Here is a 25046-nt window from a genome sequence, read left to right on the forward strand (position 1 = left end):
CCACAACCCCCCACTTCGCCCCATAAACACCCCCTCCGCGCGTCCCGGAGTGGCGTTTTCCCACCCCGGCCGGGCCAGCGGTCGTTGCAGAGCTACCCGGCACACCGCTCGGGTCACATGAAACCCGATGTCACAGCCCATATTTGGCGCTTCGGGGGGCAGGTGGGGCGCAGTGGGGCGCAATGGACACAGATGCGCTACAAGTGGGGCACGAGACGGCGTCACCCGGCGTGGATGGCGTGTCGGCGCCGCCGGGTCTGCAACCGTGTCAGCTGCCGAGTTCACAAACGAAAACGGGGCAGCCCGAAGGGCTACCCCGTGACGAACCTACTGCGTGGGCCTACTCGTCGAAGCGACGCCGGAAGCGGTCCTCCATGCGACTGGTGAAGGAGCCGCCCGAGCCCTTGGAACGACGCTGCCGCGACGAACCCGCCGTCGGTCCCGCTGTGTCCGGCCGGCCGGACAACCGCCGGCCGGTGACCGCATACACCACGCCGCCGAACATCACGACGAAGCCGAGCACGCTCAGGATCGGGAAGCTGCCGATCATCGTGGCCTTGAACGCCACCCCGGAAACCAGCATGCCCAGTCCCACGACGAACAACGCCGTGCCCTGCAGGCGGCGGCGTGCGGTCGGCGCCCGGAAGCCGCCGCCGCGCACACTTGACGCGAACTTGGGATCCTCGGCATAGAGAGCGCTCTCGATCTGATCGAGCATTCGCTGCTCATGATCGGAGAGTGGCATTCGTCCCTCCTTGCCGACACACTGTCACGTAACCACCGGTAGCCCGGCCCCTTGTTAGGGCAATTAACCACAATGATACGAGGTCAATCTGCGCCGTACCACTGGTTCGCAGGCGATTCTATCCCGGCTGCGGCAGTGCGACGTGATCGGCCGCAACCCGACCCGTCACACCGGGCCGTCCCGCGCCCAGTCGTGGCTGCCCGAACGCTTCGTCCGATACTGGAACGACCCGGAACTCTTCCGCAGACGATGAAAAGGACACCCGCACCTTGGCGACATTCCTCATCGATTTGCCGGCCAAAGAGATGGAGCGCCGCCTCGGCGACGCTCTGAGTGTCTATGTCGATGCGATGCGTTATCCCAGAGGCACCGAGAATCAGCGGGCCGGCATGTGGCTCGAGCACACCCGGCGGCGGGGCTGGAAGGCCGTCGCCGCCGTCGAGGTCGCCGACGACGCGGCCACCCCCGGCTCGGAGGCCGAGCTGCGCAGCGCGCCGCTCGTCGGCATCGCCTATGGCTACCCGGGGGCACCCGGCCAGTGGTGGCAACAGCAGGTGGTCCTGGGCCTGCAACGCAGCGGCTTCCCGCCGCAGGCCATCGACCGGCTGATGAACAGCTATTTCGAACTGACCGAGCTGCACATCCACCCGCGCGCTCAGGGGCGTGGTCTGGGTGAGGCCCTGACCCGGCGCCTGCTCGCGGGCCGCGACGAGAACAACGTCCTGCTGTCCACTCCGGAGAACAACGGCGAGGCCAACCGCGCCTGGCGGCTGTACCGGCGGCTCGGTTTCACCGATGTCATCCGCAGCTACTACTTCGCCGGGGATCCGCGGGCCTTCGCGATTCTGGGCCGCGCTCTGCCCCTGTAATTGGGCGGCTCGCCCATGGGTGGCACCGGGTCTGGCACGATGACCTGGTGCGAGCCAGCTCTCCCCCGCTTCCAGCCCGCGGATTTACTGCCCGGCGGCGCCGTGTGCTGGCCATTCTGATGCTGCTGATGCTGGTGCCGCTGGCCACCGGCTGCCTGCGGGTGCGGGCGTCGTTGACGATCTCGCCCGACGATCAGGTGTCCGGCGAGATCATCGCCGCGGCAAAACCGAAGAACAACAAGGACACCGGGCCGCAGCTGGACACGAACCTGCCGTTCAGCCAGAAGGTCGCCGTCTCCAACTACGACAGCGACGGCTATGTCGGTTCCCAGGCCGTCTTCTCCGACCTGACGTTCGCCGAGTTGCCGCAACTGGCCCACATGAACCCCGACGCCGCGGGCGTGAACCTGTCGCTGCGCCGCAACGGCAACCTGGTGATCCTGGAAGGCCGGGCCGACCTGACCTCGCTGACCGACCCTGATGCCGACGTCGAGCTGACCGTCGCTTTCCCGGGGACGGTCACCTCTACCAACGGCGACCGGATCGAACCCGAAGTCGTGCAGTGGAAGCTCAAACCCGGGGTGGTCAGCACCATGACCGCGCAGGCCCGCTACACCGATCCCAACACCCGGTCGTTCACCGGGGCGGGAATCTGGCTGGGCATCGCGTCGTTCGCGGCGGCCGGAGTGGTGGCGTTGCTGGCCTGGGTCAGCCGGGACCGCTCACCCCGGTTCACCGCCTCGGGCGACAAGACAAGTTCCGGCTAATCGCGATCGCAGGAGCGGCGTGCCGGTCGCTGCGGGTCGCGACAATCGGCTAACCGCGATCCGGGGCCCAGTAGGCGAGCATCTCGGCGAACGTCTCGAACGCCGGGGCCGACACGCCGTAGGTCGCCTCGAAGTGGATGCTCAGCGGGAAGCCGAGATCGGCCACTCCGTCGACCACCCGCTTGTACAGGTCCACCAGCAGCCGGCGCTTCTGCTCGGGTTCGCTGCCGGCCAACTGCCTGACGAATTCCTGCTCCCCGGCCACCGCCGCGTTGCCCGGATCCTGAATTAGCCAATTGATCAGACCGACGCGGGTCTCCATCTTCGGCACGAAACCGAACGACAGCAGGATCTCCGGCCGGTGGTCGGTCTCCCTGGCGAACTCGGCGAGGAAGTCCACCATCGCGTCGGAATACAGCAGCTGGGTCATGCCGTAGGTGGCGCCCTGGTTGCACTTGAAGTTGAAGCGGCCCTGTTCACCTTCCCGGGTGGGGATCACGATCACCCCGCGGTTGGTCACCGCGTCGCGGTAGATCGACAGCGCGTCGGTGGGCGCGACGCCGGAGCCCTCGCCGTCGTTCATGGTGCGCGGCACTCCGACGAACACCACTCCCTCCATGCCGGCATCGGTCAGCTCGGCCAGTCGCTCACCGAGGGATGCTTCGTCCATGAACGCGGTGACCTGGGTACACAGGCCGCGCATCCCGGGAAGCTCGGGCCGGATGATCGACCAGAAGTCCAGGACGTCCATCTTGGGCTTCATCGGCACCGGACGATCGTCGTCCTCGGCGATCATGCCGGGGATCATGACGTGCCGGATGCGGCCGTCGAGCCCCGATTCTGCCGAGTACCGCACCACTTTCTGCGCGTCTTCTGCCGCCTTCTCCCGACCCCCGTCCACGTTCGGCGGCACCAGCTCCAGCGCGATGGTGTTGAGCGTCACTCGGCTCCTCTCTTCCTCTTATCTTCCTGTTGCGACTGCCCCGACTCCCCGTGCCGGGCCACCACGACAGCATAGGGGCGGCCGATGCGGTCACCTCAGCGCGCCGGGGGCTGCCGACGGGCCGGCGGCATCCGGGCGGCATACACTGTCGGGCCAGAAGCACGCCGAGCAGAAAGGGGCACCTCCGGTGAGCCTGGAAGCATCGGCGACCGTCGAGGTGGCCGGCGCCATCACCGAGCAGCTGCGACGGTACGTGCATGACCGTCGCAGCGAATCCGCCTTCCTCGGCGCCGACTACGACACGCTCACCGCCTGGCTCGAAGACTTCGTGCTCAGCGGCGGCAAACGGATGCGGCCGGTGTTCGCCTACTGGGGTTGGGACGCGGTGAGCGCCGAGGCACCCGATGCGGATGCGCTGCTGCTGTTCGCCGCGCTGGAGTTGCTGCACGCGTTCGCGCTGATCCATGACGACGTCATCGACGCGTCCGCTACGCGGCGCGGACGGCCCACCGCCCACATGCATTTCGCGGCCCTGCACCGCGACCGCGGCTGGCGTGGCGCGCCGGAGCAGTTCGGTTTGTCAGCGGCCATCCTGCTGGGTGACATCGCCCATGCCTGGGCGAACGACATCATCTCGCGGGCCAGTTTGTGCCCCGCGGCCCGCCGCCGCGTCGAGGGTGTCTGGTCGGACATCCGGACCGAGGTGCTGGGCGGGCAGTTCCTCGACATCGTCGCCGAGGCGTCGACGCCGGCCTCTGCCGCCGAAGCGGTGGCGGCGGCCATGACCGTCGCCACCTATAAAACCGCCTCCTACACCGTCTCCCGGCCACTGCAACTGGGGGCGGCCGCGGCCGCCGACCGGCCCGAGGTGATGGCGGCCTTCAACCAATTCGGGACCGACCTCGGGGTGGCGTTCCAGCTGCGTGACGACGTGCTGGGTGTGTTCGGTGATCCCGAGGTGACGGGCAAACCGTCCGGCGACGATCTGCGTTCGGGCAAGCGCACCGTGCTGCTGGCCGAGGCCACCCAGCTGGCCGACGAGTCAGACCCGGCGGCGGCCGACCTGTTGCGCACCTCGGTCGGCACCGAGTTGACCGATGCCCAGGTGCGTGAACTGCGCACGGTGATCGAAGATCTGGGCGCCCTGGCCGCCGCGGAGAACCGCATCACCGACCTCACCCAGCGTGCGTTGACGACACTGTCCGGGGCGCCGATCAGCGCCACGGCCAAAGCCGGATTGTCCGAACTGGCCCGCCTGGCCACCGACCGGACTGCCTGAACCATGACAGACGCGACACCCGCTGCGCCGAAACAGAGCTACCGGCAGCGTCTTTCCCGGTTGCGCACCTTCGCCACTGCTGCCGAGGGCGCACCCGCGCGACTGGGATTCCTCGGGGCGTTGCTCATCACCGCGGGCGGCCTGGGTGCCGGCAGCACCCGGCAGCACGACCCCCTGCTGGAGTCGATTCACCTGTCCTGGTTGCGTTTTGGGCACGGGCTGGTGTTGTCCTCGATCCTGCTGTGGATCGGCGTCGGTCTGATGCTGATCGCCTGGCTGCGGCTGGGCCGGCAGTGCCTGGCCGGCGCGGCCTCCGAATTCACCATGCGGGCCACCACCGCGTTCTGGCTCGCGCCTCTGCTGTTGTCGGTGCCGGTGTTCAGTCGCGACACTTATTCGTATCTCGCGCAGGGCGCGTTGTTGCGAGACGGCCTGGACCCTTACGCGGTCGGCCCGGTCGGTAACCCCAACTCGCTACTCGACGACGTCTCTCCCATCTGGACGATCACCACCGCTCCCTACGGTCCGGCGTTCATCCTGATCGCCAAGCTGGTCACGATGATCGTCGGCAACAACGTGGTCGCCGGCACGATGTTGTTGCGCTTGTGCATGCTGCCCGGCCTGGCGCTGCTGATCTGGGCCGCTCCCCGGCTGGCGCACCACCTGGGCACCGACGGCGCCAAGGCGCTGTGGATCTGCGTGCTCAACCCGCTGGTGCTCATCCATCTGATGGGCGGAGTGCACAACGAGATGTTGATGGTCGGGCTGATGGCCGCCGGCATCGCGCTGACTCTGCAACGTCACCACGTCGCGGGGGTCACGCTGCTCACCATCGCGATCGCGGTCAAAGCGACCGCGGGCCTGGCACTGCCGTTCCTGTGCTGGGTCTGGATGCGTCATCTGCGCGAGGATCGCGGCTGGCGGCCCGTCCGCGCGTTCCTGACCGCCGCGCTGGCGTCGTCGGTGATCTGCGTCGTCGGTTTCGCGGTGCTGTCGCTGGTGGCCGGGGTCGGGCTCGGCTGGCTGACCGCGCTGGCCGGCTCGGTGAAGATCATCAACTGGCTGACCATCCCGACGGCCGCGGCGAACATCATCCACGCCATCAGCAGCGGCTTCTTCGCGGTGCAGTTCTACACCGTGCTGCGGGTCGCCCGGCTGGTCGGAATCCTGGTCATCCTCGTGTCGCTGCCGGTGCTGTGGTGGCGATTCCGCCGCGACGACCGGGACGCGCTGCTCGGCATCTTCGGGGTGATGCTGGTCGTCGTGCTGTTCGTGCCCGCCGCCCTGCCGTGGTACTACTCGTGGCCACTGGCGGTGCTCGCCCCGCTGGCCCAGTCCCGCCGGGCGATGGCGGTGATCGCGGGATTTTCGACGTGGATCATGGTGATCTTCAAGCCCGACGGGTCCCACGGCATGTATTCCTGGCTGCATGTCGGACTCGCGACCGCCTTCGCGGTGCTGGCCTGGTATTCGCTGTACCGCGAGCCGGAGCCGGCCGAGGACCAGGACGAGGACGGGGCGGCGATCAGTACACCGGGGGTCAGTACGCCATAGCCTGGGCGCGCCGTACCACCTCGCGGGCTTGGTGGGCATGCAGCGCGTCAACCGGGCGGGCGTTGTTCAGCGCATCGCGCGAGCCGTCGCGGGTGACGGTCAGCGACGGGTCCGGGGTGAACAGCCAGCGCACGATCTCGGTCTCGTGATAGCCGCCGTCGTGCAGGATCGTCAGCAGGCCGGGCAGGCTCTTGACCACCTGGCCGGTGCTGGTGAAGAACACCTGCGGCACCACTACGCCACCGTCGCGTCGCACCGCTACCAGGTGGCCTTCCCGCAACTGCTGCAGAACCTTGCTCACCGAGATGCCGAGCAGTTCGGCGACCCGGGACAGGTCATAGGTTGGTTCGTCAGGATCCAGAACATCGTCGCCGGCCGGGATGCTGCCCACGACGTCAGTCTAGAACTTGCCGGGCGGCCAAGTGTGCGCGTTCCGGGATCGAATTGCGCCGCCCACCTACGATGGCCCAGTGGTTGGAGGGGACCAGTTGGAGAACACCTTGCTGGATGGCCGGTATCTGGTGCAGGCCAAGATCGGCAGCGGTGGCACCTCAACCGTCTACCGGGGCGTGGATACGCGGCTGGACCGTCCCGTCGCCCTGAAGGTGATGGATTCCCGCTACTCCGGTGATCAGCAGTTCCTGCACCGTTTTCAACTCGAGGCGCGCACCGTCGCCCGGCTGAAAAATCCGGGCCTGGTCGCGGTTTACGACCAGGGACAGGACGGCAGGCACCCGTTTCTGGTGATGGAACTGGTGGAGGGCGGCACCCTGCGCGAGCTGCTGACCGAGCGGGGCCCGATGCCGCCCCACGCGGTCGCCGCGGTGCTGCGCCCGGTCCTGGGTGGGCTGGCCGCCGCGCACCGGGCCGGGCTCGTCCATCGCGACGTGAAGCCGGAGAACGTGCTGATCTCCGACGACGGCGAGGTCAAAATCGCCGACTTCGGGCTGGTCCGTGCCGTCGCTGCGGCCGGAATCACGTCCAGCAGCGTCATTCTGGGCACCGCGGCGTATCTGTCGCCCGAGCAGGTGCGCGACGGCAACGCCGGTCCCCGCAGCGATGTCTACTCCGCCGGGATCCTCACCTACGAAATGCTGACCGGACAGACACCGTTCAGCGGCGACACCGCGTTGTCGGTCGCCTATCAGCGACTGGATAACGATGTTCCGCCACCGAGTGCCGTAATCGACGGTGTGCCAACACAGTTCGACGAGTTCGTGGCATGCGCCACAGCCCGTGACCCATCGCAGAGGTACGCCGACGCGATCGAGATGGCCGCTGATCTGGCGTCGATCGTCGAGGAGCTGGGATTGCCGGACTTCCGGGTTCCGGCGCCGCGCAACTCAGCTCAGCACCGGGCACTGGAGCACAGCCGCATGACCGAGCGTCCCGCCCCGTCCCCGGCTCCCAACCCGACCCGACAGTTCACCCGTGAACCCGGCGAGTCCGCACCCGCGCCTGCAGCGCAACCGGACGTCTTCGACCAGTTGGACGATGAAGAGCAATACGTCGCCGACTCCGGCGAATTCGCCGGGATCCCGATGGACGAATTCGTCTGGGCACGCCAACACCGCCGACGCATGGTGCTGATCTGGGTGGCCGTGGTGCTGACCCTGACCGGGATGGTCGCGACCGCGGCCTGGACGATCGGCGTCCACCTCAGCACGCTGCTCTAATCGCGCAGCATCTCCGCGACCAGGAAAGCCAGCTCCAGCGACTGCTGGGTGTTCAACCGCGGATCGCACGCCGTCTCGTAACGCCCCGCCAGGTCGGTGTCCGAGATGTCCTGTGCCCCACCCAGGCATTCGGTGACGTTCTCGCCGGTGATCTCGACGTGAATCCCGCCCGGGTGGGTGCCCAGCGCGCGGTGCACCTCGAAGAAGCCCTGCACCTCGTCCACGATCCGGTCGAAGTGCCGGGTCTTGTAGCCCGTCGACGACTCGTGGGTGTTGCCGTGCATGGGGTCGCACTGCCAGATCACCTGGTGGCCCGCGGCTTGAACCTTCTCGATGATCGGCGGCAGCACGTCGCGCACCTTGTTATTGCCCAGCCTGCTGACCAGGGTCAGCCGGCCCGGCTTGTTGTGCGGGTCCAGGCGCTCGACGTATTCGACGGCGAGCTCGGGGGTCATGGTCGGACCGATCTTGACGCCGATCGGGTTCGCGATCACCTCGGCGAACGCCATGTGGGCGCCGTCGAGTTGGCGGGTCCGCTCACCGATCCAGACGGTGTGCGCCGAGAGGTCGTACAGCTGCGGCTCACCGTCCTCGACGTCGGACAGCCGTAGCATCGAGCGCTCGTAGTCCAGCACGAGGGCTTCGTGGCTGGCGTAGATCTCGGCGGTCTGCAGGTTGCGGTCGGCCACCCCGCAGGCGCTCATGAACCGCAGCGCGCGGTCGATCTCGGAGGCCAGCGCCTCGTACCGGGCGCCGGCCGGCGAAGTGCGCACGAACTCGCGGTTCCAGTCGTGCGCCAGATGCAGCGAGGAGAAGCCGGACGAGGTCAGCGCCCGCACCAGGTTCATCGCGGCGCTGGCATTGGCATAGGCCCGCACCAGCCGCGACGGGTCGTGTGCCCGCACCGCGGCGTCGGCAGCGAAGCCGTTGATCATGTCGCCGCGGTACGACTTCAGGCCCAGCGCGTCGATGTCGGCCGAACGCGGCTTGGCGTACTGCCCGGCGATGCGGGCCACCTTCACCACCGGCATGCTGGCGCCGTAGGTGAGCACCACGGCCATCTGCAACAGGGTGCGGATATTGCCGCGGATGTGCGGCTCGGTGTTGTCGGTGAACGTCTCCGCGCAGTCGCCGCCCTGCAGCAGAAACGCCTCGCCCCTGGCCACCTGCGCAAGCTGTTCCTGCAGCCGGACGATCTCGGACGGCACCGTCACCGGTGGCACGCTTTCCAGCACCTTGCGCATCGCCGCCGCCTGGTCGGCGTCCCAGCTCGGCTGCTGGGCGGCCGGCTTGGCCAGCGCGGCGTCCAGCTGCGCCCGCAGATCGGCAGGCAGCGGCGGCAACGGCGGCAGCTGGTCGATCGGAATGTCGACGGTCCAGTTCATCGGTCCATGGTAACTGTGGCCGTTCGCGGCTGATCAGGGCGAACGGCGCTGGGCCGCTTCGTCTGCCGAGGCGATTATCTGGAAGCGGCGCAGCTGATCCCGGGCGTCGACCAGCGCGTCGTGCGCATCGGGAGACCTAGGCGGCAGGCGCGGAGATCCGCGGTCCTCCCACAGCTGTCGCAACTCGCGGGTGAATCGGGGGATCGCCCTGGGCAGATTGGGCATTGTGCCCCACAGCTGGCACAGGACGACGTGGTCGTAAGCACCGAGCCAGGCCCACAGTTCGATGGGTTCTGAGCCGTTGACGCCCAGGAACTGCTCCAGGTCGGCGCGGATCCGCCGCCGCGAGCGCCACAGCTGCGACGACGGCGACGGCAGCTTCGGCAGCACGTGAGATCGCACCCAGTTGCCGGCTCGTCCGGGGTCGAATTCGGAGGAGACGGCGTAGTACTCCCGGCCGTCTTCGGCGACCACGCCTATCGAGATCAGCTCGATGGTGCGGCCGTCCTCGATGAATTCGGTGTCGTAGAAGTACCGCACCGCCGCAGCTTAGTTCGCCTCAGTTGCGCGAGCAGACGCGAACTCGCACGCTGCGGCGCGCCGCAGTGCGAGTTTGTGTCTGCTCGCGGTTGCGACAGCTACCCACCGATCAGGATGGGCCCGGTGTCCGGCGGCGGCGCGGGGTGCACCTCGAGGTCCAGTTGCGCATCGACGGTGCGCTCATCGGGTAGCCGCGGAGTTCCGGCGATCGCGCCCTGCAGCCACAGCTTGGCCTGCACCACCGGGCGCCGCCATCGGCGTTCGCGCGCCAGCGCGCGCCGCATCTTCGCCGGTCGGGCGGTGTAACGCCACCGCGCCCACGGCGCATGCGGGCGGGACAACCGGACCGCGCCGATGATCAGCAGCACCACGATGAACATGCCCAGCAAACCGGTCCACACCTTGCCCTTGAGCAGCACGATCACCGCCAACGGCAGGGTGACCACCAGCGCGGAAGCCAGCGTGCTCTGCAGCGTCAGCCAGTCACCGTCATAGCGGATCGGCAGCACGAACATCAGCGGGTGCAGACCCAGCATCAACAGCCCGGCCACCGCGACCGCGGCGAACACCGCATCCACCGAGCTGCGGCCGTCTTCCTCCCAGTACACGTCGGACAAGTGCAGGATCAGCGCATACTCGTCCAGCACCAAGGCCGCGCCAATTCCGAAGAGCACTGCCGCCAGAGTGAGTTGGGGTTCCTGGCCGTTGACCGCCAGGGTCACCAGGGTGAGCCCGGACAGCATCACCAGCACCACCCCGAACGCGACGTGATGGATGTGCACGGTCCCGACGTGAATATTGCGCGGCTGCCACCACCGCGCCGGCCGGTCCCGATCGGTCCGGTGCCGGATGAAGCGCACACAGGACCGTGTGACGAAGAACGTCAGGATGAAGGCGACCAGGCAACACAGCAACGGCAACCGGCCGCGGTCGATGATGTCGTGCTGCAGCCAGTGGTGCACCACAAAAAAGCTACGCCGCAGTGGCACGCGACACCCGCAAGCCGCGCTGCGCGGGCAAGACACGCCGAAATAACGATTAGGCTGTTCCCTGACATGAGTAAATGGCGGTCGCCCGGGGTGGGCAGTCAACTCGGGCGGGTTTCGCTATGGTGCCTGCTCTGGCTGCTTGCCGCCCTGGCGCTGACGTACACGTGCTGGCAGCTGTTCGGCCACATTCCGTACCGCATCGACATCGACGTCTATCAGATGGGCGGCCGCGCCTGGCTGGACGGGCGCCCGCTCTACACCGGCAACGTGATGTTCCACACACCCATCGTGGATCTGCCGTTCACCTATCCCCCGCTGGCCGCCATCGCGTTCAGCCCGTTCGCCTGGATGGGGATGCCCGTCGCCAGTGTCGTGATCACCGCGCTGACGCTGGTGGTGCTGTTGGTGTCGACGACGATCGTGCTGAGCCGCCTCGACGTGTGGGCCGAGTCGACGCTGCTGCCCGGTCCGGCCTGGCTGCGCCGCGCGTGGTTGGCCGTCGTGATCGTCGCTCCGGCGTCGATCTGGCTGGAACCGATCGCGTCGAACTTCGCCTTCGGCCAGATCAACGCCATCCTGATGACGCTGGTGATCGCCGACTGCTTCCCGCGCCGCACGCCCTGGCCGCGGGGTCTGCTGCTGGGCCTGGGGATTGCGCTCAAGCTGACCCCGGCGGTGTTCCTGCTGTATCTCCTGCTGCGCCGGGACAACCGGGCCGCGCTGACGTCGCTGGCGTCGTTCGCGGGCGCGACCTTACTGGGCTTCGTGCTCGCCTGGCGAGACTCCTGCGAGTACTGGACCGAAACGCTGCCCCACACCGACCGCATCGGCGAGGCGGCCCTGAACACCGACCAGAACATCGCGGGCTCCCTGGCCCGGTTGGGGCTCGATCAGCACGAGCGTTTTCCGCTGTGGGTGCTCGCCTGCCTGCTGGTGCTGGCCGCGACCGTCTGGGCGATGCGCCGAGTGCTCAGGGCCGGCGAACCGACGCTGGCCATAATCTGCGTGGCGCTGTTCGGGCTGGTGGTATCCCCGGTGTCGTGGTCGCATCACTGGGTGTGGATGCTGCCCGCGGTGCTGGTGACCGGGATTCTGGCCTGGCGTCGCCGCAACGTTGCACTGGGCGTGGTCACCGCCACGGGTCTGGCGTTGATGCACTGGTCGCCGATTGACCTGCTGCCCAAGCATCACGAGACGACGGCGAACTGGTGGCGCCAGCTAGTCGGGATGTCCTACGTCTGGTGGGCGCTGGCCGTCATCGTCGTGGCCGGCCTCACGGTCACCGCCGCGATCGCGCCGACCCGCTCGACGCCCCGCGAGCGCACGCCGGTCGCGGCCGCCTGACGCGGCAGCGCTTCAACCGACCGCGGTCTCCGGGATCCGCGCCGGGACTGACGATTCCGCGTCGGAATCTTTTGTGTCACCGTCTTCGGCACTGCCGTCCTTGACCGTGGCGGCGTAGATGTCGACGTATTCCTGACCGGACAGGCCCATCAGCTCGTACATCACCTCGTCGATGACGGCGCGCTCGATGAAGTGGTTTCCGGCCAGGCCGTCGAACCGGGAGAAGTCCATCGGCTTGCCGAAACGGACGGTGACGCGGCCGAACCGCAGCCGCGTCGTACCGGGCGGGTTCACCACATCGGTGCCGATCATCGCCACCGGGATCACCGGGACGCCCGTCTGCAGGGCGAGTCGCGCCAGGCCGGTCTTGCCCTTGTAGAGCCGCCCGTCCGGTGAGCGAGTGCCCTCGGGGTACATGCCCAGCAATTTGCCCTGGCCCAGCAACCGCTCCGCGGTCGTCAGAGCGGCCTGAGCGGCTTCGGCATCGGTACGGTCGATCGGCACCTGACCGACAGCGGTATAGAACCAGCGGTTGAACCTGCCCTTGATGCCGGTACCGGTGAAGTACTCGGCCTTGGCGAGGAACGTGATCCGGCGACGCACCACCAGCGGCAGGAAGAAGCTGTCCATCACCGCCAAGTGGTTGCTGGCCAGAATCGCCGGGCCAGAACTGGGAATGTGCTCTAGCCCTTCGACTTTGGGACGGCCGATCAAAGACAGCAACGGACCGAGGAGGACGTACTTAAACAGGTAGTACCACATTGGCCCTCCCTCTCGCCCACACCCGTTGGTGACTGCGCCAACTGTACCCACCCGCGCTGAGTCCGACCACCTCGCGAGCGCTGCCCCGGCGCCGGGTCACTCCTGGACCGTCACGGGGATGGACTGATAACCCGTCTTGGCGGCGGCCTTGCCGTTGGTCCGCGAGGCGGGCGGTTCGGCGTCGCCGGCCACGTCCTCCGGCGGCGTCGCCGTGCGATCGATGTCGTCGACGATGGCCTGAATCACTCCCAGCAGGGCGACACTGTGATCGGCGATGACCGTCACCAACGGATGCTGCTCACCATTGACCGCCGCGGCCAGTGCGCACACCGGGCACCACACCTGCTGGCACTTACCGGGCGTGCCGCCCGTGGCCATGGTGGCCGCCGCCCGCACGGCCGGGTCGATGCCGTCCAGGATCGCCTGGGCGAGCCTGCGCAACTCGGGACCGATCTCGGTATGACCCGTACTCACTTCGGCCATACCTCCGGATCGGGTTGGAAACGAACAGTCAATTCACTGCCCCGCAGATGCGCGTCAAGCACGGTACAACGGCGCAGCACAGAGGCTAGCCGAACCCGGCGCCGCACACCGCCGGCGCTGACGATCAGGTCGTCGTCGGATCTGCCCAGGGCCAGGGATCCGGCGTCGAGTTGCGGCAACGACAGCCGCATCCGGTACACGGACTCCAGACCCGTCCCGGATTCCAGATCGACGACCGGGTGCAGCGGCCCGGGCGGGGCGGCACCGCGCCGCCGTCGGGCGCTGTCAAGCAGCCCGCCCAGGGCCTTGGGGCCGATCGGCTCCCCCGCCTGGTGCGGCACCAGAACCAATGCGACGTCGCCGATTGTGGCGTCGAGTTCTTCGAGCACCGCGCGTTGCTCGGCAATGCGTTCGGCGTACCAGTAGAACGCGGGATGGTCGGGCAAGCTGCTGTACTCGTAGGTCTCGTCGCGCACCAGAACCTGGTTGACCAGCAACTCCTCGACCCGCACTCCCATCAGCGCCAACGACCCCAGCGTGCGGGCGGCCTCTGCGGCGACCACCCGCTCCGGTGTGAGCACCAGGTGCGCGCTGAGCAGGTCGCCGTCGGTCAGCAGCGAGCTCAGCCGGTCAACGCCGGCGCTGGTGCGTTCCAGCAGTTGTACCACCGCGGCCGAGCGCGGGTCCTCCACGCCGATACTCAGCCGCCGGTGTCGCGGCCAGGCGCGTTCCACGTACAGGCCGAATGTGGCCGGCAGGGTCAGCATCCGTAAGGCGTCGGCCGTCGAGGCGCAGTCGACGATGATGCGATCCCACCGGCCCGACATCGCAAGCTCGCCGACGGCGTGCAGTCCGAGGACTTCCTGAATCCCGGGCAACGCCGAAAGTTCTTCGGGCGCAATGCGACTGAGCTCCGACTCGGGGAACCGGGCATCGAGGGCGGCTACTACGTCGCGCCAGCGGTCCTCGAGCAGGGCCAGGGTGTCCAGGGCCAGGGCGTCGAGAAAGCCGCCGCCGGCCTCCGAGTCGTCGGCATGCACGCGGACGGGTTCGCCGTGGCCGGTCGGCGGGACCGGGATGCCCAGGACGTCGCCCAGCGAGTGGGCCTGGTCGGTGGAGACCACCAGCACGCGCTGCCCGGCGCTGGCATCGCCGACCGCGGTCGCAGACGCCAGAGTGGACTTCCCTACCCCGCCCTTGCCGACAAAGAGGCTGATCCGCGCCGGGGTAGGCGGAACGGAATCACTCAGCCCTCGACTCGTTTCTTCAGATCCTTCAAGGCGCCGTCGATCAGCCGGCGTTCGGCCTTGCGCTTGAGCATGCCAATCATGGGAACGGCCAGGTCGACCGCGAGCTCGTACGTCACGTCGGTGCCGGAACCCTTGGGCGCCAGGAGGTACGAGCCTTCCAGGGACTTGAGCAGGGAGCTGGATTCCAGCGTCCAACTCAGCGACTCACGGTCGGCGGGCCACTCGTAGTTCATGATCAGGGTGTCCTTGAAGATCCCCGCGTCCATCAGCATCCGCGCCTTTTTGGGGTAGCCGTCGTCGGTGGCCTCCAGGACTTCGACTTTCTTGTATTCGTTGATCCAGTCCGGGTAGGACTCGATGTCGGCGATCGCCTTCATCACCTCGGCCGGGTCTGCGTCGATGTAGATCGTCTGGTTCGTCTTGTCCGCCACTTGGCTGCTTCCCTTTCCCGGTCAACCCCGGTCAATTGCGGGAGTGCCCCAAATCTCCCGGCAGAAACGGTACTCTCTCTCGCCTGTCTTGATGCCAGTCTTGACCCGGTTAAACTACCGGAGAACTTCCCACGGGACGCTGGCGTTCCAGGGTCGTTTTAACCTCGAACGCCATATTCTTGCCCGCCACGCGACGACGGTGCGTCATTTTGGCCAGGTTCAGCCTGGCCAGCTCGGACGCCGGGACGCCGGTCGGTTCCGCGTGGAGGAAGTAGTGCAAGATCACCCCGTCCATCGACGGTTCCAGCCAGACCTCCATGGTGCCGGTCACCGGGCCGCTCACCGCCCACCGGATGCCCTTCTCGGCACGGTCCTCGGTGACCTGCAGGTGCAGGTCCGGCCACCACCGGCTCCACTTCGAGCGATCTGCGATGGCGGCCCCGACCAGTGCGCCAGCGGCGGCGACGTAGGTTTCGTCGGCGATCTGGATGCTGTTCATCGCCTCAGCTTCACATACCCGCGCGAGCGGGATCAGTGCAGCCCTCGGCCTCTCCCGCAATCGCGCCCGACGTCCACCGGCCGTGGCCATACTGCGCGAATGTCCCCGATAGGCTGGGTGACAGCAAGCCGCCGGCATACAGCGACCACCCCTAGGTCAAGCGAGGTAAAGAGAGTGCGTTCGTACAGTGTCCCCGCCCGCTTCTCCGTCTACGACCACGACAACGTCGCGGCCGTGGTGTACGAGCATGAGCGGAACGACCCCGACTATGTGATCTACCGACGGCGGGTCGACGGGGTCTGGACGGACGTCACCTGCGCCGAAGCCGCTGACCAAATTCGTTCGACCGCGCTGGGTTTGATCTCGCTGGGGGTCCAGACCGGCGACCGGGTGTCGATCTTCTCGGCCACCTGCTACGAGTGGGCGATCTTGGATCTGGCGATTTTGTCGGTAGGTGCGGTGACCGTGCCGATCTACGAGACATCGTCGGCCGAGCAGGTGCGCTGGGTCCTGCAGGACTCCGAAGCGGTGCTGGCGTTCGCCGAGACCGATGCGCACGCCGCGATCGTCACCGAGCTCACCGGCGAGCTGCCCGCCCTGCGCCGGGTGCTGCATATCAACGGCTCCGGCCCGAAAGCGCTGGAGCAGTTGGTGGAGGCCGGCGCCTCGGTCGATGCGGCCGAACTGACGGCGCGGCAGCAGGGGCTTGACGCCGACGCGCCCGCGACCCTCATCTACACCTCTGGCACCACGGGACGGCCGAAAGGCTGCCAACTCACCCATTCGAATCTGCTGCACGAGATCCGCGGCACCAGCGAGTGCCTGCCCACGCTCTTGTGCGAGGGTCAGCGGCTGCTGGTCTTCTTGCCGCTGGCCCACGTCCTCGCCCGGGCATTGACCCTGGCGGCCTTCACCAGCAAAGTCACCGTGGGATTCACCAGTGACATCAAAAACTTGCTGCCACTGCTGGCCGAGTTCAAACCGACTGTGGTCGTGTCGGTTCCGCGAGTATTCGAAAAGGTGTACAACACCGCCGAGCAGAATGCCGCCAATGACGGCAAAGGCCCTATTTTCAAGGCGGCCGCGCAGACGGCGGTCGATTGGAGCCGCGCCCAGGACGACGGCAAGCCAGGGCTGGTCCTGCGGGCCAAGCATGCGCTGTTCGACCGGCTGGTCTACGGGAAGCTGCGCGCCGCGCTGGGCGGTGAGTGCCACGCCGCGGTATCGGGCGGGGCGCCGCTGGGCGCGCGGCTGGGGCACTTCTACCGCGGTGTCGGAGTGACCATCTACGAGGGGTACGGACTCACCGAGACCAGTGCGGCCATCACCGTGAACCAGATCAACGGCCTCAAGATCGGCACCGTGGGCAAGCTGGTGCCGGGCAACAGCCTGCGTATCGCCGAGGACAAGGAACTGCTGGTACGCGGCGGGGTGGTGTTCACCGGCTACTGGCGCAACGAGCAGGCCACCGCGGAGGCCTTCACCGACGGTTGGTTCCGCACCGGCGATCTCGGTGCCGTCGACGAAGACGGGTTCGTCAGCATCACCGGCCGAAAGAAAGAGCTCATCGTCACCGCGGGTGGCAAGAACGTGGCACCCGCGGTGCTGGAGGATCAACTGCGGGCCCACCCGCTGATCAGTCAGGCGATGGTCGTCGGGGACGCCAAGCCGTTCATCGGCGCACTGATCACCATCGACCCCGAAGCCATCGAGGGCTGGAAGCAGCACCATCACAAGGCCTCCGCTGCGACGGTTGGTGATCTGGCCACGGACCCGGACCTGCTCGCCGAGGTGGACGCGGCGGTCAAGAAAGCCAACCAGCAGGTGTCCCACGCCGAGTCGATCCGGAAGTTCCGCATCCTGCCGGTCGACTTCACCGAGGACACCGGTGAGCTGACGCCGACGATGAAGGTCAAGCGCAACGTGGTCGCCGAGAAGTTCGCCTCCGACATCGAGGCGATCTACTCGAAGGACTGATAGCGGGTGGCTCAGGCCCCGCCGTCCAGCAAGCCCGCGAGCCGCGCGGCCAGGAGGTCCCAGCGCCACTGCGTTCGCACCCATTCGCGGCCGGCGGCGCCCATGGCGGCAGCACGGTCGCGATCGATCAACAGCTCGGTGACCGCCTCGCCGATCTCTGCCACCGAGTTGCCGTCGACCACTAAGCCAGTCTTGTTGTGCTGCACAGCTTCCGGGGCTCCGCCGGAGTCGCCGGCCACCACCGGTATGCCGGTGGCCGATGCCTCCAGGAAGACGATGCCGAGACCTTCGACGTCCATACCCGCGCCGCGGGTGCGGCAGGGCATCGCGAACACGTCGGCCATGGCGTGGTGGGCGGGCAGCTCATCGCCGGGGACGCCGCCGGTGAAGGTGACGTGGTCCTCGACCTCGCAGTCGCGCGTCAGCTTGCGCAAAGTCTCGAGGTAAGGGCCACCGCCGACGATGGCGAGCGCGGCGCCCTCGACCCGCCGCCGGATCGCGGGCAAGGCTTGGATCAGCATGTCCTGGCCTTTGCGGGGCACCAACCGCGATAGGCACACGACGGTGGGCCGCTCGCCCAGCCGATAGCGTCGACGCAGTTCGGCGCGCGCGGCGGGGTCTGGGTGGAAGCGGTCGCTGTCCACGCCGGGCGGGAGGTATTCCAGTGCGGCTTTTGGCCCGAACGCCGGCGCGAATCTAGACCGGGTGTAGCGGCTGACGAAGGTCACGACGTCGGTGTGGTCGCCGATGCTTCGCAGCACCGATCGAGCGACCGGCAGCATCGACCAGCCGACTTCGTGGCCGTGGGTGCTGGCCAGCACCCGCTTGGCGCCGGCCTGCCGGGCGCGCGGTGCGAGTAATGCCAGCGGGGCGGCCGCGCCGAACCACACGGTGTCGATGTGGTTCTCTTCGATCAGCCGGCGCATCCGGGTGTCGACGGTGGGCACGGGCAGCATCAGCGTGGTCGGGTGGCGCACCACCCGATAGCCCGCCGACTCGGCCGCTTCGTCAAAAGCCTCGGCGCCCTTCCACTTTGGTGCGTAGACGGTGACGCTGTGGGACTTGGAGTCGACGAGTCGGTTGACGAACTCTCCCAGATAAGACTGGATCCCTCCGCGCCGCGGGGGAAAGTCGTTGGTTACCAGCAGGACCCGGCTCACAGGGTGAGGTTAGCGGGCGACGACGCGCGCCGCGGGAGCGGCGCGTTGAGGAGCCCGCTCAATCAAACCCAGCGGGCGACGACGCGCGCCGCGGGAGCGGCGCGTTGAGGAGCCCCGGCCGCGCCGGCGACGAGGGTGCGCCGAATGCCAGTCGCCACGGCGTGTCGTTGTACAGACACGCACGCTCGCGGTGAGACGGGGTCAAGCGTGCCCGGTCATCCACCGCTGCCAGCGCGGCAGCAGACCGGCGACGTCGATTCCCAGCGCCTGATCGACGGCGGTGGCCAGATCAGAGTGCCCGACCCCACATGCGTCCACGTAGAGTTCGCGCAGCTTCCCCGGTCCGTAGGTGTCGGCGACGAACCGGGTGAACCACCACGCCCGGTCATAGGCCAGGGAGCGTTGCGGCCCAGGGTTGTCGAGATCGTCGTCCGTCGGTAGCGCCGCAACGGACGATGCCGCATCGGTGGGCAGCGCCGTCGGCGGCCGGGCGACGAAGTCGGCCACTCCTTCGGTGAGCCAGCGCGGCGCGTCCAGCGCGGTGTCGACTCGGGCCGCGTAGTGAAAAAGCTCATGGCTCAGCACTATTCGTAGTGCGCCCGCCGTCATGTGCGCCGCACCGGGAGCCAACACGATCCGGGCGTCGACCATCGTCCGGGCCACTGGATCGACCCGCTCGGCTACCGTCACGGCCGCGATATCCGCCCATTGCGAGGCCGGCCCACCACCCGCGGACTGCTCAAACTGCTGATCCGACCCGGTGGCCACCACCACGATGTCACGCGTCCAGTCCGGCCCCCAGAACCCCACCACCGCATCGATGGCATTACCGAGATCAGCGGCTGCCCGTGTCAGCAGCTGATCGGCGCCCGGACCGCCCAGGTTGACCAATCGCACCGTGCGATCACCGATCAGAGACGTCCTCGGTGCCGGGTCGGCGCGGGCAATCGTCGGCGCGGACGCTGCGGGAGCCTCGCGCAGCGGCAACAGCAATGCCGCGATCAGCTCAGCGGTGAAGACACACGCCAGCAGTACTTGGAGCCGACGCCGCGTGGGCGGAGCCGTCAGTAGCGCCGGGCGTCGTAGATGGGGCCGGACGAGTCCATCGGGACCACCCGAACCGGCTGGCCGTAGGTGGACGAGTGGACCATCATGCCGTCACCGACATAGATGCCGGCGTGCGATGCGTCGGAGTAGAACGTCAACACATCGCCGGGCTGCAGGTCACCCAGCGACACCGGCTGACCGCCGTGGGCCAGCGCCTGGCTGGAGTGCGGCAGCGAGATGCCGGCCTGCTGGAACGCCCACATCACCAGCCCGGAGCAGTCGAATCCGCCGGGAGCGGCACCGCCCCACACGTAGGGACTGCCGATCTGGGTCAACGCAGCCTGCACGACGACCGCACGGTCGCCGCTGCCACCGCCACCCGTGAAGGGCACGTTGGACGCACCGCCGGGCGCCGGCATCTCACCGGGGACGCCTTCCGGCGGCACCGGCGCGCCGGGCGGCAGCGCATCGGGAGCACCGGGGCCACGGTCCGGTACCCGGTCGGGCGCCGGCCCGGGGTTGGCCAGCGCGGTGCGCTGGTCCGGGGTCAGTGCTTGATACTGCGACTTGACGACGGCGATCTGTACCTGCAGCTGACTCTGCTTGTGCTGCAGGTTCGCCCGCACAGCCGCGGCCTGCTCGGCGGCGGCCTTGGCGTCGGCGGCAGACTTGGCGGAAGCCTGCTCGGCCTTGACGGCCTCCTCGCCGGCGGCCTTGAAGCTGGCCATCTGGGACGACATCTGTCCCGCCATCACCCGCTGGATCGTCAGCCCGTCGATCAGCGACTGCGGCGACGCGGCGGTCAGGATGGCGTCCAAGCCGTCGGTGCGACCGCCCATGTACGTCGCGGCGGCGACTTTGTTGACCGCACCCTGGAAGTTGGCCAGGCGAGCTCTCGCGGCTTCCAGCTTGGCCTGGTCGTCGGTCAGCTTCCGCTCGGCCGCCTGCTGGGCCGCCAGCTTCTCGTTCAAGTCCAGCTGAGCGCTGTGCATCGCCTCGGTGGTCTGCTCGGCCTGCCGGGAGAGCTCGTTGAGTTTCGCCAGTGCGTCATCGGCAGGATCGGCGAACGCGCCGGCCGCTGTAATACCCGAGAACACAACGAAGCTCGCGAACGAACCGATGGCGAACCGCTTGAACACGCGCGCGATCGAATGCCTACAGTCGAGCCTCAAGATTTGCTTCCTTAAACTGCCATCGACGTAAATGCGCCGAGCGGGTTTAGGTCTCAAACAGGTTACGAAACGATATCGACGTTTGTCCAAAGGGGGGAGTTAAGAAATTAGGAAGATTTATGGCATTTCTATGTGAGACAGGGTTTCTGGCTGTGGCCGACCATACACCACCCGTCAGGCCACTCCCTTAGGCGACACAGCGCGCTCGCGCCGGATCGGCACGAGGCGCAACCGCGGCGCCAGCCCGGCCTCGGCCAACGTCTCCAACGCGACTTGTTCGTCGTACGAAAGGGTTTCGGGCACCCCGAGCAGAACGCTCACCACGCACTCGCGGCACCCGGGGCCGCGGACCGCGCAATCGTCGCAATCAATCACCACCGGCTCCCCCGGCCTGGCCGCCGCGCCACCGGTCCTTTCGGTTCCGCTGCTGTGTGCCATCTGGCTGGGTCCTCTCCCTAGCGCTTCAACTCTTGAGTCGAACTGCACCGCACGGTAACGCCGGGCACCGACAACAACACCCGGCGTGGGAACCGAAGGGTGTCAGTGCGGATGCCTAACGTCACCGCCATGGGTGCGACCGGCGGGAATCAACTCAGCTTCGCCGGGCTGGACGACTTGCGCGCCCCCGACGAATCGCAACTACGCGAGACCACGTTCGTCGTCGTCGACCTCGAAACCACCGGCGGCCGCGCCAAGGGCCGGGAAGGCGTCACCCCGGACGCGATCACCGAGATCGGCGCGGTCAAGGTGTGCGGTGGCGCGGTCCTCGGTGAATTCGCGACACTCGTGGACCCGCAACGCAGCATCCCCCCGCAGATCGTCCGCCTGACCGGGATCACCACGGCAATGGTCTGCGATGCCCCGACCATCGAGGCCGTCCTGCCGATGTTCCTCGAGTTCGCCGGCGACTCGGTGCTGGTGGCCCACAACGCCGGCTTCGACATCGGCTTCCTGCGCGCCGCCGCCGAGCGGTGCCGGCTGCAGTGGCCGCGACCCCGGGTGTTGTGCACGGTCCGGCTGGCCCGACGGGTGCTGAGTCGCGAAGAAGCACCCAGCGTGCGGCTGGCCGAACTGGCGCGCATCTTCGCTGTGGCGACCCAGCCCACACACCGCGCTCTCGACGACGCCCGCGCCACCGTCGACGTCCTGCACGCGCTCATCGAGCGGGTCGGCAACCAGGGCATCCACACCTACGCCGACCTGCGCTCGTACCTGCCCGACGTCACACCCGCGCAGCGCCGCAAGCGCGTCCTGGCCGACGGTCTGCCGCGCCGGCCGGGGGTTTACCTGTTCCGCGGCCCGGCCGGTGAAGTGCTCTACGTGGGCACCGCGGTGGACCTGCGCCGCCGGGTGAGCCAGTATTTCAACGGCAGCGACCCACGTGGCCGGATGAAGGAAATGGTGGGCCTCGCGACCGGCGTGGACCACGTCGAGTGCGCGCACGCGCTGGAAGCGGGCGTGCGCGAGTTACGACTGCTGGCCGCGCACGCCCCGCCCTACAACCGCCGCTCGAAGTTCCCGCACCGCTGGTGGTGGGTAGTGCTGACCGACGAGGCGTTCCCCCGGTTCTCGGTGATCCGAAATCCACGGCACGAGCGCGCCATCGGCCCGTTCCGGTCGCGTACCGACGCAGCGGACACCGCGGCACTGCTGGCCCGCTTCACCGGTGTACGGACGTGCACCAGACGGCTGGCCCGGTCGGCGCTGCATGGTCCGGTCTGCCCCGAGGTGGAGCTGGCACCCTGCCCCGCGCCGCGCGACGTGACGGCCGCGCAGTACGGCGACGCGACGCGGCACGCCCAGGCGTTGATCGACGGGTCGGACAACTCACCGCTGGCCGCCGCCGTCGACGAGGTCGCGGCCCTGGCCGCACGGCACCTCTACGAGAGCGCGGCCCGGCTGCGCGACCACGTCGCCACCGCAGTCGAGGCGTTGTGGCGTGGGCAGCGCCTGCGGGCCTTGAGCGCGCTGCCCGAGCTGATCGCCGCGGCACCCGACGGAGAGGGCGGCTACCAGTTCGCGGTCATCCGGCACGGCCAGCTCGCGGCCGCGGGCGGCGCCCGGCGCGGCGTGCCCCCGATGCCGGTGGTGGAGGCGATCCAGGCCGGCGCCCAGACGGTCCTGCCGGCGCAGGCTCCGCTGGGTGGTGCATTGGTCGAGGAAACGGCCCTCATCGCGCGCTGGCTGGCCGCACCCGGGGTGCGCATCGTGCGGGTGAGCGCCGGCGATACGGGCTGGGCGTCGCCGCTGGGCGCGGCGGGCGCGTGGGCGGAGTGGGCGGCCACCGCAAGGTCCGCGCGGCTGGCCGGCCGCCAGGCCGAAAAGCAGTCAGACCTGCTGGCTGAACCGCACCCATCGCGCGAGCAGGTGTTCGGCCGCCCCGCTGTCGATCGCGGCGGCGGCCCGCCGCAGCCCGTCCTCCCACGCCGGCAACCATTCAGCGCGGCTGGATAGCCCGGCGTGTGCGACGAGTGCCCCTGCGGCGTTGAGCACCACTGCGTCGCGCACCGGCCCCTGAGTGCCGGCCAGCACCGCATGCACCTCAGCGGCGTTGGCCGCGGCGTCACCGCCGCGCAGCTCGTCGAGCTCAGCGCGCGCGAACCCGAATCCGGCGGGATCGAACTTCAGCTTGTCCACGGTGCCCGCCTGCACCCGCCAGATGGTGCTCGTCGTGGTGGTGGTGAGCTCGTCGAGTCCGTCGTCGCCATGCACCACCAACACACTGGACCGGCGTGCAGCAAACACCCCGGCCATCACCTCAGCCAGGTCAGCGAACGCGCAACCGATCAGTCCAGCTCGCGGCCTAGCCGGATTCGTCAGCGGCCCAAGGAGATTGAACACCGTCGGCACCCCGATCTCGCGGCGCACCACGGACGCGTGGCGGTAGGACGGATGAAACTGAGGTGCGAAGCAAAACCCGATCCCCACCTCAGCGAGGCTGCGCGCGACCTCCTCGGGCCCCAGGTCGATGCGCACCCCGAGCGCCTCGAGGGTGTCCGCACCGCCGGACAACGAGGACGCCGCCCGGTTGCCGTGTTTGACCACCGGCACGCCCGCGGCCGCCACCACGATGGAAGCCATGGTGGACAGATTCACCGTGTTCACCCCGTCGCCACCGGTTCCGACGATGTCGACCGCGTCGTCGGGGATGGCGCCGGCCGGCATCGCACGGGCATGGTCGAGCATCACTCCGGCCAGTTCGCTGACTTCGTCGGACGTCGGCACCTTCATCTTCATCGCCACCGCGAACGCCGCGATCTGGGCCGGCTGCGCCGCGCCGGTCATGATCTGGTCCATCGCCCAGGCGGCCTGACCCCGCAGCAAGTTCCGCCGGTCCGTCAGCCGCCCCAGCACCCGCGGCCAGGACGGCGCGGCGGGCGAACAACCCTCAGACGACGCAGCCACGTCGCCGATGGTCCCACGAGAATCTCCCCTGCTCCCAACCACGCGCCCGGAAGCGCCGAAGACCCCGCGCGACACGAAATCTCAGAAATTTGTGACCCGGGTAGTCTTCGACAACTACAAAGCGTCATACTTGCGGATGTGACGAGTGCTGTAGGGACCTCGGGTACTGCGATTACGTCGCGAGTCCATTCGCTGAACCGCCCCAACATGGTCAGTGTTGGCACCATAGTGTGGCTTTCCAGCGAGCTAATGTTCTTTGCTGGCCTGTTCGCGTTCTACTTCACGGCGCGAGCGCAGGCCGGCGGGAACTGGCCTCCGCCGCCGACCGAGCTGAATCTGTATCAGGCGGTGCCGGTGACGCTGGTGCTGATCGCGTCGTCGTTCACCTGCCAGATGGGCGTGTTCGCGGCCGAGCGCGGCGACGTTTTCGGCCTGCGCCGCTGGTACGTGATCACCTTCCTGATGGGGCTGTTCTTCATCTGCGGCCAGGCATATGAGTACGTGCACCTGGTGACGCACGGGACCACCATTCCCGGCAGCGCCTACGGCAGCGTGTTCTATCTGGCCACCGGGTTCCACGGCCTGCACGTGACCGGCGGTCTGATCGCGTTCATCTTCCTGCTGGTCCGCACCACGATGAGCAAGTTCACTCCGGCCCAGGCCACCGCCAGCATCGTCGTCTCGTACTACTGGCACTTCGTCGACATCGTGTGGATTGCGTTGTTCGCCGTGATCTATTTCATCCGATGAGCCCGCGGCTCCGAATACA

At 68.0% G+C, this 25046-nt stretch carries 24 protein-coding genes and 1 pseudogene; 9 read left to right on the forward strand and 16 right to left on the reverse strand.

The window, feature by feature from the left end:
- Window positions 1-340: 340 nt before the first annotated feature.
- Complete coding sequence (locus AO501_RS17775; RefSeq protein WP_055578971.1) at window positions 341-745, reverse strand: DUF3040 domain-containing protein; 405 nt, start codon at window positions 743-745, stop codon at window positions 341-343.
- A 269-nt stretch (window positions 746-1014) separates the two neighbouring features.
- Here AO501_RS17775 and AO501_RS17780 point away from each other — a divergent pair, with 269 nt between their 5' ends.
- Both AO501_RS17780 and AO501_RS17785 read left to right on the forward strand, forming a co-directional pair.
- Window positions 1015-1614 (forward strand): GNAT family N-acetyltransferase, encoded by a 600-nt coding sequence (locus AO501_RS17780; protein ID WP_055578972.1) that lies wholly within the window; start codon window positions 1015-1017, stop codon window positions 1612-1614.
- 119 nt (window positions 1615-1733) lie between these two features.
- Window positions 1734-2381 carry an LppM family (lipo)protein gene (locus AO501_RS17785; protein WP_055579019.1) on the forward strand — a complete coding sequence of 216 codons (648 nt, stop codon included), beginning with the start codon at window positions 1734-1736 and terminating at the stop codon, window positions 2379-2381.
- A 49-nt stretch (window positions 2382-2430) separates the two neighbouring features.
- Here the strand turns inward: AO501_RS17785 and AO501_RS17790 are convergent, their stop codons facing one another.
- On the reverse strand, window positions 2431-3324 hold the full coding sequence (locus tag AO501_RS17790) for a mycobacterial-type methylenetetrahydrofolate reductase (protein ID WP_055578973.1): 894 nt from the start codon (window positions 3322-3324) through the stop codon (window positions 2431-2433).
- Window positions 3325-3541: 217 nt separating this feature from the next.
- Here AO501_RS17790 and idsA2 point away from each other — a divergent pair, with 217 nt between their 5' ends.
- Together idsA2 and AO501_RS17800 are read left to right on the forward strand one after the other, a co-directional pair.
- The gene (gene idsA2 / locus AO501_RS17795; RefSeq protein WP_055579020.1) at window positions 3542-4603 is read left to right on the forward strand and encodes a bifunctional (2E,6E)-farnesyl/geranyl diphosphate synthase; all 1062 of its coding nucleotides are present in this window, start codon (window positions 3542-3544) and stop codon (window positions 4601-4603) included.
- A 3-nt stretch (window positions 4604-4606) separates the two neighbouring features.
- Window positions 4607-6157: an alpha-(1->6)-mannopyranosyltransferase A gene (locus AO501_RS17800; protein WP_055578974.1), complete on the forward strand. Its 1551-nt coding sequence runs from the start codon at window positions 4607-4609 to the stop codon at window positions 6155-6157.
- Here AO501_RS17800 and AO501_RS17805 read toward each other — a convergent pair.
- A complete protein-coding gene (locus AO501_RS17805; protein ID WP_055578975.1) occupies window positions 6144-6548 on the reverse strand; it encodes an Rv2175c family DNA-binding protein in 405 nt (134 codons plus the stop codon). The genes AO501_RS17800 and AO501_RS17805 overlap by 14 nt on opposite strands.
- Window positions 6549-6627: 79 nt before the next feature.
- Here AO501_RS17805 and AO501_RS17810 point away from each other — a divergent pair, with 79 nt between their 5' ends.
- The gene (locus tag AO501_RS17810) at window positions 6628-7833 is read left to right on the forward strand and encodes a protein kinase domain-containing protein (protein ID WP_231752527.1); all 1206 of its coding nucleotides are present in this window, start codon (window positions 6628-6630) and stop codon (window positions 7831-7833) included.
- Here AO501_RS17810 and AO501_RS17815 read toward each other — a convergent pair.
- From AO501_RS17815 to AO501_RS17825, 3 genes are all read right to left on the reverse strand, one after another.
- A complete protein-coding gene (locus AO501_RS17815) occupies window positions 7830-9218 on the reverse strand; it encodes a class II 3-deoxy-7-phosphoheptulonate synthase (protein ID WP_055578976.1) in 1389 nt (462 codons plus the stop codon). The genes AO501_RS17810 and AO501_RS17815 overlap by 4 nt on opposite strands.
- A 33-nt stretch (window positions 9219-9251) precedes the next feature.
- Window positions 9252-9758: a polyadenylate-specific 3'-exoribonuclease AS gene (locus AO501_RS17820; RefSeq protein WP_055578977.1), complete on the reverse strand. Its 507-nt coding sequence runs from the start codon at window positions 9756-9758 to the stop codon at window positions 9252-9254.
- A 98-nt stretch (window positions 9759-9856) separates the two neighbouring features.
- On the reverse strand, window positions 9857-10723 hold the full coding sequence (locus AO501_RS17825) for a hypothetical protein (RefSeq protein ID WP_371935005.1): 867 nt from the start codon (window positions 10721-10723) through the stop codon (window positions 9857-9859).
- Between the two features lie 90 nt (window positions 10724-10813).
- On the opposite strand from AO501_RS17825, the gene AO501_RS17830 reads away from it, so the two are divergent.
- Window positions 10814-12091, forward strand: coding sequence for a glycosyltransferase 87 family protein (locus AO501_RS17830; RefSeq protein ID WP_055578978.1), 1278 nt, complete (start codon window positions 10814-10816; stop codon window positions 12089-12091).
- A 12-nt stretch (window positions 12092-12103) separates the two neighbouring features.
- On the opposite strand, the gene AO501_RS17835 is transcribed toward AO501_RS17830, so the two are convergent.
- From AO501_RS17835 to AO501_RS17855, 5 genes are all read right to left on the reverse strand, one after another.
- Window positions 12104-12853, reverse strand: coding sequence for a lysophospholipid acyltransferase family protein (locus AO501_RS17835; protein WP_055578979.1), 750 nt, complete (start codon window positions 12851-12853; stop codon window positions 12104-12106).
- A 96-nt stretch (window positions 12854-12949) separates the two neighbouring features.
- Window positions 12950-13336 carry a hypothetical protein gene (locus AO501_RS17840; protein WP_082658699.1) on the reverse strand — a complete coding sequence of 129 codons (387 nt, stop codon included), beginning with the start codon at window positions 13334-13336 and terminating at the stop codon, window positions 12950-12952.
- Complete coding sequence (locus AO501_RS17845; RefSeq protein WP_082658702.1) at window positions 13324-14586, reverse strand: ArsA family ATPase; 1263 nt, start codon at window positions 14584-14586, stop codon at window positions 13324-13326. The genes AO501_RS17840 and AO501_RS17845 overlap by 13 nt, the downstream gene beginning before the upstream one ends.
- The gene (locus tag AO501_RS17850) at window positions 14583-15017 is read right to left on the reverse strand and encodes an SRPBCC family protein (RefSeq protein ID WP_055578981.1); all 435 of its coding nucleotides are present in this window, start codon (window positions 15015-15017) and stop codon (window positions 14583-14585) included. The genes AO501_RS17845 and AO501_RS17850 overlap by 4 nt, the downstream gene beginning before the upstream one ends.
- Before the next feature lie 109 nt (window positions 15018-15126).
- Window positions 15127-15516, reverse strand: coding sequence for a hypothetical protein (locus AO501_RS17855; protein ID WP_055578982.1), 390 nt, complete (start codon window positions 15514-15516; stop codon window positions 15127-15129).
- 174 nt (window positions 15517-15690) lie between these two features.
- On the opposite strand from AO501_RS17855, the gene AO501_RS17860 reads away from it, so the two are divergent.
- Window positions 15691-17493, forward strand: coding sequence for an AMP-dependent synthetase/ligase (locus tag AO501_RS17860; protein WP_055578983.1), 1803 nt, complete (start codon window positions 15691-15693; stop codon window positions 17491-17493).
- A gap of 11 nt (window positions 17494-17504) precedes the next feature.
- On the opposite strand, the gene pimB is transcribed toward AO501_RS17860, so the two are convergent.
- The 4 genes from pimB to AO501_RS17880 all read right to left on the reverse strand — a co-directional run bounded on the left by pimB (window position 17505) and on the right by AO501_RS17880 (window position 21310).
- Window positions 17505-18653: a GDP-mannose-dependent alpha-(1-6)-phosphatidylinositol monomannoside mannosyltransferase gene (gene pimB, locus AO501_RS17865; RefSeq protein ID WP_055578984.1), complete on the reverse strand. Its 1149-nt coding sequence runs from the start codon at window positions 18651-18653 to the stop codon at window positions 17505-17507.
- Between the two features lie 201 nt (window positions 18654-18854).
- A complete protein-coding gene (locus AO501_RS17870; RefSeq protein WP_055578985.1) occupies window positions 18855-19685 on the reverse strand; it encodes a hypothetical protein in 831 nt (276 codons plus the stop codon).
- A 32-nt stretch (window positions 19686-19717) separates the two neighbouring features.
- The gene (ripC, locus tag AO501_RS17875) at window positions 19718-20872 is read right to left on the reverse strand and encodes a peptidoglycan hydrolase RipC (RefSeq protein ID WP_055578986.1); all 1155 of its coding nucleotides are present in this window, start codon (window positions 20870-20872) and stop codon (window positions 19718-19720) included.
- Between the two features lie 174 nt (window positions 20873-21046).
- Window positions 21047-21310 carry a hypothetical protein gene (locus AO501_RS17880; RefSeq protein ID WP_055578987.1) on the reverse strand — a complete coding sequence of 88 codons (264 nt, stop codon included), beginning with the start codon at window positions 21308-21310 and terminating at the stop codon, window positions 21047-21049.
- Window positions 21311-21439: 129 nt separating this feature from the next.
- Between AO501_RS17880 and AO501_RS17885 the strand changes: the two are divergent.
- Window positions 21440-23263: pseudogene (locus AO501_RS17885) on the forward strand (DEDD exonuclease domain-containing protein); the annotation flags it as partial.
- Here the strand turns inward: AO501_RS17885 and trpD are convergent.
- Window positions 23201-24286, reverse strand: a complete 1086-nt coding sequence (gene trpD / locus AO501_RS39445) for an anthranilate phosphoribosyltransferase (RefSeq protein ID WP_306237665.1) — start codon at window positions 24284-24286, stop codon at window positions 23201-23203. The pseudogene AO501_RS17885 and the gene trpD overlap by 63 nt on opposite strands.
- Before the next feature lie 129 nt (window positions 24287-24415).
- Here trpD and AO501_RS17900 point away from each other — a divergent pair, with 129 nt between their 5' ends.
- Entirely contained in the window at window positions 24416-25027 is a 612-nt protein-coding gene (locus tag AO501_RS17900) for a cytochrome c oxidase subunit 3 (RefSeq protein WP_055578990.1), read from the forward strand.
- Window positions 25028-25046 lie beyond the last annotated feature (19 nt).

The organism is Mycobacterium gordonae, assembly GCF_001417955.2.
In the GTDB taxonomy this organism is placed as follows: Bacteria; Actinomycetota; Actinomycetes; order Mycobacteriales; family Mycobacteriaceae; genus Mycobacterium; species Mycobacterium gordonae_B.